At 63.6% G+C, this 13,029-nt stretch carries 12 protein-coding genes; 4 read left to right on the top strand and 8 right to left on the bottom strand.

The features are described from left to right. Window positions 1-379: 379 nt before the first annotated feature. Window positions 380-1,138, top strand: a complete 759-nt coding sequence (locus ASD12_RS25045) for a response regulator transcription factor (RefSeq protein WP_056592730.1) — start codon at window positions 380-382, stop codon at window positions 1,136-1,138. A gap of 28 nt (window positions 1,139-1,166) precedes the next feature. Here ASD12_RS25045 and ASD12_RS25040 read toward each other — a convergent pair whose 3' ends face one another. The 8 genes from ASD12_RS25040 to hpaR all read right to left on the bottom strand — a co-directional run bounded on the left by ASD12_RS25040 (window position 1,167) and on the right by hpaR (window position 9,663). Continuing rightward, window positions 1,167-2,969 (bottom strand): ABC transporter ATP-binding protein, encoded by a 1,803-nt coding sequence (locus tag ASD12_RS25040; protein ID WP_082525670.1) that lies wholly within the window; start codon window positions 2,967-2,969, stop codon window positions 1,167-1,169. Continuing rightward, window positions 2,966-3,910: an acetamidase/formamidase family protein gene (locus ASD12_RS25035; protein WP_056592727.1), complete on the bottom strand. Its 945-nt coding sequence runs from the start codon at window positions 3,908-3,910 to the stop codon at window positions 2,966-2,968. Before ASD12_RS25035 ends, ASD12_RS25040 begins: the two co-directional genes overlap by 4 nt. Beyond that, the gene (locus tag ASD12_RS25030; protein WP_056592724.1) at window positions 3,900-5,543 is read right to left on the bottom strand and encodes an ABC transporter substrate-binding protein; all 1,644 of its coding nucleotides are present in this window, start codon (window positions 5,541-5,543) and stop codon (window positions 3,900-3,902) included. The genes ASD12_RS25035 and ASD12_RS25030 overlap by 11 nt, the downstream gene beginning before the upstream one ends. A 66-nt stretch (window positions 5,544-5,609) precedes the next feature. Further along, the gene (locus tag ASD12_RS25025; protein WP_056592721.1) at window positions 5,610-6,530 is read right to left on the bottom strand and encodes an ABC transporter permease; all 921 of its coding nucleotides are present in this window, start codon (window positions 6,528-6,530) and stop codon (window positions 5,610-5,612) included. Then, window positions 6,527-7,393 carry an ABC transporter permease gene (locus ASD12_RS25020; RefSeq protein ID WP_200950961.1) on the bottom strand — a complete coding sequence of 289 codons (867 nt, stop codon included), beginning with the start codon at window positions 7,391-7,393 and terminating at the stop codon, window positions 6,527-6,529. Before ASD12_RS25020 ends, ASD12_RS25025 begins: the two co-directional genes overlap by 4 nt. Window positions 7,394-7,412: 19 nt before the next feature. Further along, the gene (locus ASD12_RS25015; RefSeq protein ID WP_056592714.1) at window positions 7,413-8,030 is read right to left on the bottom strand and encodes an ANTAR domain-containing protein; all 618 of its coding nucleotides are present in this window, start codon (window positions 8,028-8,030) and stop codon (window positions 7,413-7,415) included. Then, window positions 8,027-9,121, bottom strand: coding sequence for a transporter substrate-binding protein (locus ASD12_RS25010; protein ID WP_056592711.1), 1,095 nt, complete (start codon window positions 9,119-9,121; stop codon window positions 8,027-8,029). Before ASD12_RS25010 ends, ASD12_RS25015 begins: the two co-directional genes overlap by 4 nt. Before the next feature lie 119 nt (window positions 9,122-9,240). Next, window positions 9,241-9,663, bottom strand: coding sequence for a homoprotocatechuate degradation operon regulator HpaR (gene hpaR / locus ASD12_RS25005; protein ID WP_244482982.1), 423 nt, complete (start codon window positions 9,661-9,663; stop codon window positions 9,241-9,243). A gap of 481 nt (window positions 9,664-10,144) precedes the next feature. Between hpaR and ASD12_RS25000 the strand changes: the two genes are divergently transcribed. From ASD12_RS25000 to ASD12_RS24990, 3 genes are all read left to right on the top strand, one after another. Next, on the top strand, window positions 10,145-10,999 hold the full coding sequence (locus ASD12_RS25000) for a MetQ/NlpA family lipoprotein (RefSeq protein WP_056592705.1): 855 nt from the start codon (window positions 10,145-10,147) through the stop codon (window positions 10,997-10,999). 97 nt (window positions 11,000-11,096) lie between these two features. Beyond that, the gene (locus ASD12_RS24995) at window positions 11,097-12,194 is read left to right on the top strand and encodes a methionine ABC transporter ATP-binding protein (RefSeq protein WP_056592701.1); all 1,098 of its coding nucleotides are present in this window, start codon (window positions 11,097-11,099) and stop codon (window positions 12,192-12,194) included. Further along, window positions 12,175-12,834, top strand: coding sequence for a methionine ABC transporter permease (locus ASD12_RS24990; RefSeq protein WP_056592697.1), 660 nt, complete (start codon window positions 12,175-12,177; stop codon window positions 12,832-12,834). Before ASD12_RS24995 ends, ASD12_RS24990 begins: the two co-directional genes overlap by 20 nt. Window positions 12,835-13,029: the final 195 nt, after the last annotated feature.

The following is a 13,029-nucleotide window of genomic DNA, read 5'->3' as shown; positions in this document are numbered from 1 at the left end:
GATCATCGGCAAGACGAACATGCGGAAGATGAGGATGAACGGCAAGAGGCCATTACGGATTCATATTCGAAGCGACGCGCTTTGGCGGCATAGCGCCCGCCCTGATGGAACACAAACATGTGAACCGCTCCGGCGGCACGGCGGTCGTCTTGAGCTGCCGGAGTCCCGGCGCGGCTGCGGTGTGCTCTCCGCCGGGTCAATAAACGCCTCAACCCTCGGCGGCGACGAGATGGCCGTTGCGGACATCGACTTCTCCCCGTCGTGTGCTTTGTTTCACATACATCTGCCTCGAATCCTCGGCTTACTAAGGATGAGCTAGAAACAGTGGAGTGGTGGCCATGTCTCAAATGCGTTCGAGATGCGGTAGGAGGGAAGAGCTATGACAGCGATTCAACCATTTGAGGCGGCCCAGCAAAACCTGTGCGCTTTTGATATCGACCCTGATAGTCCCCCCGCGTTCATGGCGGCGGATATTGAGATCGCGATTATCGATGATCGATCACTGATGTGCGACTGCCTGGCAAGAGGTCTCGCGGTCATCGAGCCAGCATTTCGTCTCCAGCATTTCTCGAGCATCGAAGCCTTCGACGCGGCAGATCTGGAGGAGACGCAAAATATCTCGACTGTCTTGATGTGCGCTATGTGGTCAAACGCCGATGCAGACCACCATCTCGCCCGGATCGCCCATCTCAAAGCGACCAAACCTTGGGTGAGTGCCATCATCCTGGCCGATATCGAAAATTTTGACGATGTTCACAAGGCGATCGAAAACGGCGCACGCGGTTATGTTCCGACGAGCGTCAGCTTGCAAGTTGCAGCCAAGGCCATTCATCTCGTCGCGGCAGGGGGAATTTTCATCCCACCGAGTATCCTTTTCCAATCAGCGCAAAACGCCAAGGACGGCCATCAAACGATTAAGGTGCAGGACGACAATGTTTTTACGTCACGCCAGATCTCGGTCATCGAAGCGCTGCGTCGAGGAAAAGCGAACAAGATCATCGCCTACGAGCTCAATATGTGTGAGAGCACGGTCAAGGTGCATGTTCGCAATATCATGAAAAAACTTCGCGCCCGGAATCGGACCGAGGTGGCTTACATCTTGAATACACCGCCGTATGAGGGACTCATCAGGAATTGATCGACGACAGCCGCTTCCCTCACCGATCTCAGCCTCCACCAGCAACAAGATGTCCGCCACCGACGTCGCTCAGCGCCAGTTTCAACGGCGCCTCGCCGATCCTGCGGGTGGCGCTTGGGATCTCCTGGTCGAGGCGGGCGAAGCGGCTTCTTCGCTTGCCCGGATCGGGCACCGGAACGGCTTCGATCAGCCGTTTGGTGTAGGGGTGGCGCGGGTTGGAAAAGACCTGGTCGCGGGTGCCCATCTCGACGATCTGGCCGAGATACATGACGGCCACGCGGTCGGAGATGTTCTCGACCACGGCCATGTCGTGCGAGATGAAGAGATAGGCGACGCCGAATTCGCGCTGCAACTCCTTCAACAGATCGAGCACGCGCGCCTGAACCGAGACATCGAGCGCCGAGACGCTTTCGTCGGCGATGATCAGCTTCGGCCGCAGCGCAAGAGCGCGCGCGATGCAGACGCGCTGGCGCTGGCCGCCCGAGAATTCATGCGGATAGAGCTCCATCTGGTCGGCCGACAGGCCGACGCGCTCGAACAGTGCGGCCACACGCTCGCTGCGCTCTTCCTTCGAGGCGATGCCGTGGATGACGAGCGGCTCGGCGACGAGATCGCCGACGCGCATGCGTGGATCGAGCGAGGCGAAGGGGTCCTGAAAAATCATCTGCACGTCGCGGCGCACCGCCTTGCGCTCGTCGCGGCCGAGGCCGGACAGATTGCGTCCGCCAATGACGATGTCGCCGCTGTAGGGCACCAGCCCGGCGAGCGCCTTGGCGGTGGTCGACTTGCCGCAGCCGGACTCGCCGACCAGCGCCAGCGTCTCGTTGGGTGCGATCGAGAAGCTGACGCCTTCGACGGCGTGAACACGACGGGTGACCCGACCGAAGAAGCCGCCATGCAGGTCGAAGCGGACATGCAGGTCTTTGACCTCGGCGACATTGGCCGGCGTTGCCGTCTCGGCATCCCTGGATTTCTGGCGGCCGACACCGCTGCCGATGCGCGGCACCGCGGCAAGCAGCTCGCGCGTGTAGTCCGCTTGGGGCGCGGCAAAAATGTCTGATGTTCTCCCCTCTTCGACCATGCGGCCGTGCCGCATGATGATGACGCGGTCGGCCATTTCGGCGACGACGCCCATATCGTGCGTGATGAGGATGACGCTGGTACCATGCTGGCGCTGCAGGTCGCGCAGCAACTCCAGCACCTCGCCTTGCACGGTGACGTCGAGCGCCGTCGTCGGCTCGTCGGCAATCAGCACGTCGGGCTCGAGCGCCAACGCCATGGCGATCATGACCCGCTGGCGCATGCCGCCGGACAGCTCGTGCGGAAACTGTTTTAGCCGGCTTTCAGCTTCGGAAATGCGCACCGCCTTCAACGCTTCGATGGCGCGCTGGCGGGCCTCGCCCTGTGACAGGCTGGTATGCGCCTCGATGGATTCGGTCAGCTGCCGGCCGATCGACAGCACCGGGTTGAGCGAGGTCATCGGCTCCTGGAAGATCATGGCGATGCGGTCGCCGCGAATGCGGCGCATCCGGCGCTCGTCGAGACCAGCCAGATCAGTATCGCCGAGACGAATTTTGCCAGCGGATATGCGCGCCGCCGGCTGCGGCAGCAATTGCATGATGGCCAGCGCCGTCATCGACTTGCCGGAGCCGGATTCGCCGGCGATGCAGAGCGTTTCGCCACGCGAAAGCGTCAACGATAGGTTAGAGACGACCTCGCGCTCACCGTCCTCGCCGCGCACGCTGACCGACAGGCCGGCGATCTCGAGCACCGGTCCCGTCGTCACCGGAGCGGCAGCCCCGGCCCGCTTTTTGCCCGGACGTGCGTTCATTCAAACACGCAGCGCGGGAAGTAGAACGACACCACCCAGTTCGGCATGTCGACGATCTCGCTGATGCGGAGATCGCCGCACACCGAGGCCAGCATATAGGCCTCGACCGGATCGATCTTGTAACGGCCGGCGAGCAGGTCGACCATCTGGGCGACCGCTACCCTAGCGCCGGCCATCAGGTCCGGACCGATGCCGGTCGTCACCTCATAGCCCTTGGCGTCGAGATGGCGCGTCACGGGGCCCGACGTGGTGAAACGCGGCGTCTTCAGCCTGGCATCCTTGACCAGGTCGAGCTTGAGCACGACATCCATCGGGCTTTCGATCGCCGTGCCGCAGACCTCGCCGTCACCTTGCGCGGCATGGGTGTCGCCGATCGAAAACAGCGCGCCGGCCACTTCCACCGGCAGATAGAGCGTGGTGCCGGCGGCGAGATCGCGGATGTCGAGGTTGCCGCCGACCCGCCGTGGCGGCACCACCGAATGGTGACCTTTCTCCGCCGGCGCATTGCCGATGGTGCCGGCAAACGGCTTTAGCGGCACGCGGGCGTTCTTGCCAAACAGCGCCGGCTCGAGCGAGGCGGCGTCGTATTTCCAGATGTTCAGCGCCGGCTCCTTGAAGTCGTCGGCGAGCAGGCCGAAACCCGGAATGTTCGCCGTCCAGCCGAAGCCGGACGGTTTGAACATCTCGATCGTCACCTTCAGCGCGTCGCCCGGCTCCGCACCCTCGACGAAGATCGGCCCGGTCACCGGGTTGATCTGGCCGAAATCGAGCTTGGCGATGTCAGCAACGGTGCTGTCGGGCTTCAACTGGCCGCCGCCGGCATCGAGGCACTGGAACTCGATGGTCGAGCCGGGCGCCACCCGCTCGGCCGGGGCAAACGAATTGTCCCAGCCGAAATGATGATGGCGGCCGTGGATGGTGTAGTCGCAGTTATTGCACATCTTTTACGTACACATTGTCATAGTTGATCGGGATATGGACCGGGTCGACATAGAGGTTGTCGGCGCCGCCCATGCGCGCCGATTTCATGGTGAAACGCTGCTCGTTGAAGACCGGCGCCCAGGGCGCGTCTTCCATCACCTTGTCGTAGATAGCGCTCCACATCTTGTTGCGTTCGCCTGCCTTGGCCGGATCGACCACCGAGTCTGCCTCGGCCGCCTTGGCGTCGAGATCCTTGTTGCAATACCACGACCAGTTCCAGCCGCCCGGCACCGCTCCGGCGCAGCCGAGGATCGGGCCGTAGAAGTTCGACGGATCGGGGAAATCGGCGATCCAGGCCATGCCCCCGGACCAGATCATCGGTGCGCCGGCCTTGTCGCCGCCGGCGGCGATGACATTGGCCTGGGCGAGCGACTGGATGCCGGCCTTGATGCCGATCGCCGCCAGATCCTGCTGGATCGCCTGGGCGATGCGCGGGTTGGGATCGGTGTTCATGGCGAACAATTGCGTGTCGAAGCCATCGGGATGGCCGGCCTCGGCGAGCAGCGCCTTGGCCTTGGCGACGTCATAGGGGTAGCCCTTGTATTCCTTGTCATAGCCCGGCATCGATGGCGGCAGCGGCTGGTTGGCCGGCACGGCGCGGCCGTTGATGATCTGGATGATGCGCGCCTTGTTGATCGCCATGTTGACGGCTTGCCTGACCTTCACATTGTCGAAGGGCGCCATGGTGGTGTTCATGGTGACGTAGCCGGTGTGCAGCTGGCCGCCTTCGACGACGCGCGCCTTCTGCTCGGGATCGGCCATCACCTCCTGGAATTTTGCCGGCGGGATGCCGTCGCCGGGCACATCAATCTCACCCTTCTGCAGGCGCAACAGCGCCACGATCGGCTCCTGGCCGATCTCGAAGGTGATCTTGTCCAAATGCGGCAGGCCCTTGTGCCAGTAGTCCGGGTTGCGCTCGAAGACGATGCGCTGGCCGAGCGTCCACTCAGTGAGCTTGAAGGCGCCGGTGCCGACCGGATGCTTGCCGAAATCGGCGCCGTATTTCTCGACCTCTTCCTTCGGCACGACATGCGAGAAGTTGATGGCCATGACATGCAGGAAGGTGGCGTCGGGCCGGGTCAACTCGAACTTGACGGTGTAGGGATCGACGACGGTGACGCCGGAGAGGCTTTCCGCCTTGCCGGCGGCGACATCGTCATAGCCCTTGATCGAACCGAAGAAGCCGGCGCCGGGACTTTGGGTCTTCGGATTGGTGACGCGGTCGAGCGAATATTTCACGTCGTCGGCGGTCATCTCGCGGCCATTGTGGAATTTCACGCCATGGCGCAGCTTGAACGTGAAGGTCTTGCCGTCGGGCGAGATTTCGTAGCTTTCGGCGAGGTCGGGCTTCAGGTTTGTGGTGCCCGGCTCGTAGTCCATCAGCCCGTCGAACAGGCTCTTGATCATCGACCAGTTCTGCCAGTCATAGCCGATCGCCGGATCGAGGGTGGCGACATCGTCCTTGTAGGTGATGGTGATGGCGCCGCCCTGCTTGGCGTTCGGATCGACGGCCTCCTCGGCGCGAACGCTTGTCATGCCGAGCATCAGCGCCAGCGCCGATGCCGCCACCGTGGATGTGAGAAACTTTTTCATTTTTATGTTCCCTTTCTCTGTTTGGTTTCAGTCATGTCACGTTGTTCTTCGCTCAGGTCTGGGTTGTCATCTGAGCTTGATGCGGGGGTCGATGAAGGGCGCGATGATGTCGGCAAGCAGATTGCCCAGCACGATGGCGAAGGCCGACACCAGCGTGACCCCCATGATGATCGGAATGTCGACGCGCTGGATGGCCTGCCAGGCGAGCTGGCCGATGCCGGGCCAGCCGAACACGCTTTCGACGACGACGATGCCGCCCATGAAGATGCCGATGTCGATGCCGATCATGGCGATGACCGGCAGGATGGCGTTGGGCAAGGCATGGCGGAAGATGATGGCGCGGCGTGCCAGGCCTTTGGCACGGGCGGTGCGCACGTAATCCTGGCGCAGCACGTCGATCATCGACGAGCGCATCATGCGGGCGTACCAGCCTGCGCCGAGGATGCCCATGGTCAGCGACGGCAGCACGAGATGGCGCCAGGTGCCGTAGCCGCCGATCGGAAACCAGCCGAGCCGCACGGCAAAGACGTAGAGCAGCAGCAGGCCGACGACGAATTGCGGTGCCGAGACGCCGACGAAGGAGGCGACCATCAATGTCTGGTCGGTGGCCGTGCCGCGCCTGACCGCGGCGATCAGGCCCATGCTGAGGCCGAGCAACAGCTCGCACAGGATGGCGCCGACCATCAAAAGCAGGCTGGCGGGCAACCGCGAGACGATCAGCTCGGTGACCTCGGAGCGCTGGATGTAGGAGCGGCCGAGATCGCCGCTGATGAGCTTCACCAGATAGCGCCAGTACTGGACGGCGAAGGGCTGGTCGAGGCCGAGCTGCTGGCGGATGTTCTCGACCGTCTGCGGCGTGGCGCTGCGGCCAGCGATCTGGCGCACCGGGTCGGCCGGCAAGAGATAGAGCAGCGCGAAGGTGATCAGCGAGACGCCGAGCAGGATCAGCAGCGACTGGATGAGGCGGCGGCCGAGATAGGCGATCATGCGCGGCCTCTTTGCGTCGGATCGAGGATGTCGCGCAACGCGTCGCCGATCAGGTTGAAGGCCAGTGCCAGCGCCAGGATCGCCGCACCGGGGAAGAACACCAGCCAGGGTGCGGCCTGGAAGTAGGTCTGGTTCTCGAAGATGATGTTGCCCCAGGACGCCGTCGGCGGCTGCACGCCGATGCCGAGGAAGGAGAGCGTCGCCTCGAGCAGCACGGTGGTGGAAATGCCGAGCGTGCCCCAGACGATGATGGTCGGCAGCAGATGCGGCAGGATGTGGCGAAACAGGATGCGCGGTGCGCTGGCGCCAATGGTGCGCTCGGCATCGATGAACTCGCGTTCGGCCAATGAGCTGGTCTCGGTGTAGATGACGCGCGCGGTCTGCACCCAGTTGACCAGCGCGATGACCATGGCAACGATCCACAGGCTGGGCTCGAATACCGCCGCCAGGCAAATGGCGAGCAGCAATGCCGGAAACGCCATCATCAGGTCGGTGAAGCGCATCAACGCGCTTCCGACCCAGCCGCGGAAATAGCCGGCAACAACGCCAACCAGCGTGCCGATCAAAAGGGCCACGCCATTGGCGACGATGCCAATGATCAGCGAGGTGCGGGCGCCGTAGAGGATGCGGGTCAACAGATCACGGCCAAGCAGGTCGGTGCCCAGCCAGAATTTTGCATCCGGCGGCAAGGGCGAGCCCTCGATGGTCAGGCCGTCGAACATCTGCTCGTTGGGGTCGTAGCCGGTCAGCCATGGCGCCAATACAGCGCCGGCAACGACAATGGCGACGATCACCAGGCCGAGCAATGCCAGACGGCGCTTGATCAGCCGGCGCCAGACGCCGGCGCGCGGCTTGACCGGCATACGCCCTGGCGCGGTGAGATCAGGCGTGATGGGACTGGTCATCGCCGCCTTCTTCCCCCGTTACTTCCTCGCTTGTCATCGCCACGATCCGGCGTGCGGCATCCTCGACGCTGATCTGCCAGCTCATCGCCAGCGAGCGCAGCTGCGCATAGGCGCGGTCGTCGTCAGTGCCCTTCGACAATGCCGCCACCGCACGCACGATGGTCTGGCGCTCGGCGACGCGCTGACGAAGCGAGGCGATCTCGCTGGCCAGGTGTTTGCGTGCCTCGAAACTCTGCCGCGCGATCAGCAGCGCGCTGTAGACGCCGGCATTGCCGACCGGCTTCAGCAGCTGCGCGTCGGCCTTGTGCGACAGCGCCCATTCAATGCGGCCCGGCGCCTCCGAACCGATCAGCGCCACCAGCGGCATCGGCGCTTCGCCCGGCTCCCAGGGGAACTGCTCGTCAAAGCCGAGATCGGCGTCGAAGAAGACGAAATCGGCCGCCAGCGCCTCGGGCGGCAGTTCGGGCCAGCAGTCTAGGGTGATCAGGCCGATCGCCGACAATTGCCTGGTGATCGCCTGCACCGTCGGATGCGGCCGATGCAGGATGAAGGCCTTGGCGCCACCGAGGTTTGGGATGCGCGGTGTTCTGGTCACGACACCACCCTCAGGCGCGGCCGGCCGAATGCTTTTGCAGGGTCATAGCGCGACAGATACGGGTCCGGCGCGACCTCGTCCTCGCGGCTGACGACCTCGAAGAAACCGTCCGCGATGCGCCCGATGATCACCGGCAGCGTCGCGTGCTGGGAGCGGGCGTCGATGGCGATCGGCCCGAGCCGGGTGGAGAAGCGCCGCTCGGCGAAGGCTTTGGAAAATTCCGCCGGACCGGCGTCGGCATCGCGCGAGAGCACGTCGGCCATCACTTGCACGGAGGCATAAGCGGAGGCCTCGAAGGACGAGGCGAAGGCGGCCGGGCGCGGTGCGAAATACGGCCCCACCGACAAATGCCCTTTCCCGGATTCACCGATCGCCGGCAACTCGCCCTCGGTGAGGTTGCAGGAGATGACGGGACAGATTTCAGGGCTGAAGGCCGGATCCTCGTCGCCCAAGTCGCGATAGGCCGCCAGGAAGGCGTAGGACGAGGTGCCGATCAGATTGTTGAGGATGAAGTTCGGCCGCGTGGCCCGGATCTCCCCGATCAGACGCGACACGTCGGTTTCGCCGATGCGTAGATAGCGTTCGCCCAGAACCTTGCCGCCGGCATCGGCGATCAGGTCGCGGGCGACGCGGTTCATCTCCCAGCCCCAGATGTAGTTCGAGCCGAGCAGGAAGCCGTTGGCACCGAAGCGCGGCACGACATGGGCCATCAGCGGCACCAGATGCTGGTTGGGGCAAGCGTGCATGTAGACGACGTGCTCGTTGGCCTCGAAGCCCTCATAGGGGCAGGCGTACCAGAGCATGCCGCCGGCTTTCTCCAAAACCGGGATCGTCTCCTTGCGGCTCCAGGAGGTGACGCAGCCGACGACATGGCGCGCGCTGCTGGTCTTGAAGATGTCCTCGCAAAGCGTCGCGTAGCGGTCCGCATTGCTTTGCGGATCGCGCTCGACCGGCACCAGCTCGATGCCTGAGCTGCGGTCGGCGTTGATGTCGGCGATCGCGCGCATGGCGCCCATGCGGCACGCATCGGACACGAGCTGATAGCTCCCCGAGCGGGAATACAGGATGCCGATCTCGATGCGCCGTTTCAAACAGATCTCCAAAATGACAATGCCCCGCAGCCAGCGCCGGAGAGGCGAGGCATACGAGGCATTCTTGCCGCCCGGCGATCAGAGCCGGTATTTTGCGCTAGCGTATTCGGTCCGGCGGGTCAGTCAAGCGGGAAAGTGCAGCTCAACCTTGCTGCAACTGCTTTCAAGCTCTCCAGGAGATCGAGCAACTGCTGAAGCTTCTCGTGGCCAAGGCGCTGTTCGATGTCGTCATAAATGACGCGACGCTCTGGCGAAAGCGCATCGATCAAAGCGGAGCCGGCCGGGGCGAGGGTCAGCACGACGCGGCGGCCGTCGCCTTTCGCCTTGTTGCGGGTGATGAATTTGCGTCTCTCGAGCGCCTTGATGATGCGCGTCAGGCTGGGCGGCAGCACCGAGGCGCGACCGGCAAGCTCCGTCGCTTCGACCGGGCCGGCTTCGCTGAGCACACGCAGCACGCGCCATTGCTGCTCGGTTACGTCATGCGCGGCGAGCATGGGGCGAAACCGCACCATCACGGCCTCGCGGGCATGAAGCAGCGCCATTGGCAGGGAACGACGGGTGTTTTCAGGCAGCACGTGAGAGGTCCTCCAACGCTCGCTTGCGATCGAAAACAGGCTTTGACCTCGGCCTGACCTGCTTGCCGAAATCTGTTCTTGATACCCCGGTGTCGTCGGGCCGGGTTCAATGCCAGAATCGACGTCATTGCTAAATTAACTCGTTAACTAAACTAAGACAATAGTTGCGAACGAGCCGCGAAATTGCCTTTCCCGTGAGTCCTCGGCAGACCTCGGTGCCAACAAATCTGACCTCCCTCCCGAGGCGCGCGGGATCGCCGCTCAGCCTCGCTGCGGTCGACCGCCGTCGTCCTGTTCTCTCTTGAATGACAATTTTGAGAGAATATTCCCGGTTTTGACGACAACGGCGAAACGCGTTCTTTGATATAATCGATAGAATTTCTGAGGATGTGGCCAAGGCTGGGCAATCCGCCTGGCTGCCATGACTTCACAACCGCAGAGATCAATCATGTCCGACTTCAAAAACACTTTGCCATCTTCCCTTTCGTCAACCGTCAACCGGCGCAGTGGCCTTGCTCTGCTGTTCGCATCGGCCGTCGCGATCGGCAGCCTGATGGCCCCCAGCGCGTCGTTCGCCGAAGACAAGAAGGCGATCAAGGTCGGTATCATCAGCGGCGAGGACGAGGATGTCTGGCGGGTCGTCGTCGCCCAGGCGGCCGAAAAGGGCCTCGCCATCGAGACCGTGGTGTTCAACGACTACACCCAGCCCAACGAGGCGCTGGAGCGCGGCGAAATCGACGCCAACGCCTTCCAGCACCAGCCCTATCTCGACAACCAGATCAAGACTCAAGGCTACCATATCGTGCGCGTCGGCTATACCGGCGTCTGGCCGATCGGCCTCTACTCGAAGAAGTACACGAAGGTTGCCGACCTGCCCGAGGGCGCGGTCATCGGCGTGCCGAACGACCCTTCCAACGAAGGCCGGGCGCTGCGCGTGCTGCAGAACGAGGGCGTGATCAAACTGAAGGACGGCACCGGCATTCTGGCCACCACCGCAGACATCGCCGAGAATGCGAAGAAGGTGGTGATCAAGGAGCTCGACGCCGGCATTGTCGGCCGCTCGGTCGAGGATCTCGACGCAGCCGTGGTCAACACCGACTGGGCGCTGAAAAGCGGCCTGACGCCGGAAAACCGTATCGCGCAGGAGCCGATCGCCGACAACCCGTACCGCAACTTCATCGCCGTGAAGGCCGGCAACGAGAATGAGGCCTGGGTGAAGACGCTGGTCGCCTCCTATCAGAACGAGGCGGTAAAGGCCGAGTTCGACAAGGTCTACAAGGGCACCGGCCTCAGCGCCTATTGATCCGATCCTCGGCCGGAAGCCCGGTTCGAGAGCAACAGCGGTCCGCGCTCAGTCGCGGGCCGCGATTGCGTTTTCGGATACGAGAACAGGAACATTCATGAACCAGCATATCTCGGCACCCGGGGACGCCGCCGATCCGACCCACGCCCGGCCCGACGCGCCTCAGGACGTCGTGCGCCTTGTCGACCTGAAGCGCCGCTTCGGCGTCACGGCGGCGCTCGATGGCATCTCGCTGACGGTGCGCAAGGGTGAGATCCTCGGCATCATCGGTCGCAGCGGCGCCGGCAAATCGACGCTGATCCGCTGCCTGAACGGGCTGGAGCGGCCCGATTCGGGCGAGGTGTTCATCGAGGGCCGCGAGATCGGCCGGCTCGGCGAGCGCGACCTGCAGCCGTTGCGGCGACGCATCGGCATGATCTTCCAGCATTTCAACCTGCTGTCGGCCAAGACCGTCGAGGACAATGTGGCGCTGCCGCTCAAGATCGAGAGGCGCCCGAAAGCCGAGCGCTTGCAACGCGCCGCCGAACTGCTCGATCTCGTCGGGCTCTCGGAAAAAGCAAAAGCCTATCCCGTGTCATTGTCGGGCGGCCAGAAGCAGCGCGTCGGCATCGCCCGGGCGCTGGCAGCACGGCCGGCGCTGCTTTTGTCGGACGAAGCCACTTCGGCGCTCGATCCGGAAACGACGCGGTCGATCCTTGCCCTACTGAAAGACATCAACCGGCAGCTTGGGCTGACCATCCTGCTGATCACCCATGAAATGGAGGTGATCCGCTCGATCGCCGACCGCGTTGCGGTGATCGATGCCGGACGCATCGTCGAGCAAGGACCGGTGTGGTCGGTGTTTGCCAACCCGCGCTCCGAGATCACACGTAGCCTGCTCGGCGCCATCCGGCCGCAGCTGCCAGCCGAACTGGCAGCCCGGCTGCTGCCGGCGGCCGGAGCGGAGACGATCCTGCGCGTGGATGTGGCCGGCGAGGCGGCAAGCAGCCCGCTGCTGTCCGACCTTGCCATTGCTGTTCCGGGCGCCTTCCGCCTTGTCCATGGCGGCATCGACCATATCCAGCAGCAGCCCGTCGGCACGCTGTTCCTGTCTGTCCCGGGCAGCGATGCAAATCATCTCGCTCACATCATCACATTCCTGAAGGCCCGCCAGGCGCGGGTGGAGGTGCTTGGCCATGTCGCCCATCCTGTTTGAACTTCTGCTGCGTTCGATCTGGGAAACGGTGCTGATGACGGCCGCCTCCGGCCTCATCTCGCTGGTGTTCGGCCTGCCGCTCGGTCTGGCCTTGATCGCCACCGAACGCGGCGGCATTGCCGAGAGCCTGTGGGTGAACCGGGTGCTCGGCGCCGTCATCAACGGCTTCCGCTCGGTGCCTTTCATCATCCTTTTGGTGGCGCTGATTCCGGTGACGCGGCTGATCGTCGGCACCTCGATCGGCACATGGGCAGCCATCGTGCCGCTGTCGATCGCTGCCACACCCTACTATGCGCGCATCGCCGAAGTGTCGCTGCGCGAGGTCGACCACGGGCTGATCGAGGCGGCGCGAGCCATGGGCGGCAACCGCTGGACGATCATCCGCGAGGTCCTGGTGCCCGAAGCCTTGCCCGGCATCGTTGCCGGCTTCACCGTGACGCTGGTGACGCTGATCGGCGCCTCGGCCATGGCCGGCGCGATCGGTGCCGGCGGACTCGGCGACCTCGCCATCCGCTATGGCTATCAGCGTTTTGAGACATCCGTGATGATCGCGGTGGTCATCGTGCTGATCATCCTGGTCTGCGGTATCCAGTGGGCAGGAGACAGGCTGGTGGCGAGGCTGGATCGAAGGGGGCGATAAGCCGGCTGAACATTTGGAATTGGCCGAGGTTTCCTCAACTTCGTCATCCACGGGCCGCGATGCGGCGTCGCGGAGACCCGAGGATCGATGCCGCGACCTTAGTCGTGGCGTGCAGCGGAGCAGAATTCGGCACCGTCGTGACGCGTTGGAGTCGCGGAATGGATCCTCGGGTCTGCACTGCGTCGCTTCGCTCCT

Origin of the sequence: Mesorhizobium sp. Root102 (genome assembly GCF_001425625.1) — a bacterium.
In the GTDB taxonomy this organism is placed as follows: Bacteria; Pseudomonadota; Alphaproteobacteria; order Rhizobiales; family Rhizobiaceae; genus Mesorhizobium.
This window is presented reverse-complemented; position numbering and strand designations above follow the sequence as displayed.

What these genes read in the sequence shown, in the direction of transcription:
- ASD12_RS25045 (WP_056592730.1), top strand. Translation starts at nt 380, where the DNA reads ATGACAGCGATTCAACCATTTGAGGCGGCCCAGCAAAACCTGTGCGCT.
- ASD12_RS25040 (WP_082525670.1), bottom strand. Translation starts at nt 2,969, where the DNA reads ATGAACGCACGTCCGGGCAAAAAGCGGGCCGGGGCTGCCGCTCCGGTG.
- ASD12_RS25035 (WP_056592727.1), bottom strand. Translation starts at nt 3,910, where the DNA reads ATGTGCAATAACTGCGACTACACCATCCACGGCCGCCATCATCATTTC.
- ASD12_RS25030 (WP_056592724.1), bottom strand. Translation starts at nt 5,543, where the DNA reads ATGAAAAAGTTTCTCACATCCACGGTGGCGGCATCGGCGCTGGCGCTG.
- ASD12_RS25025 (WP_056592721.1), bottom strand. Translation starts at nt 6,530, where the DNA reads ATGATCGCCTATCTCGGCCGCCGCCTCATCCAGTCGCTGCTGATCCTG.
- ASD12_RS25020 (WP_200950961.1), bottom strand. Translation starts at nt 7,393, where the DNA reads ATGCCGGTCAAGCCGCGCGCCGGCGTCTGGCGCCGGCTGATCAAGCGC.
- hpaR (WP_244482982.1), bottom strand. Translation starts at nt 9,663, where the DNA reads ATGGCGCTGCTTCATGCCCGCGAGGCCGTGATGGTGCGGTTTCGCCCC.
- ASD12_RS25000 (WP_056592705.1), top strand. Translation starts at nt 10,145, where the DNA reads ATGTCCGACTTCAAAAACACTTTGCCATCTTCCCTTTCGTCAACCGTC.
- ASD12_RS24995 (WP_056592701.1), top strand. Translation starts at nt 11,097, where the DNA reads ATGAACCAGCATATCTCGGCACCCGGGGACGCCGCCGATCCGACCCAC.
- ASD12_RS24990 (WP_056592697.1), top strand. Translation starts at nt 12,175, where the DNA reads ATGTCGCCCATCCTGTTTGAACTTCTGCTGCGTTCGATCTGGGAAACG.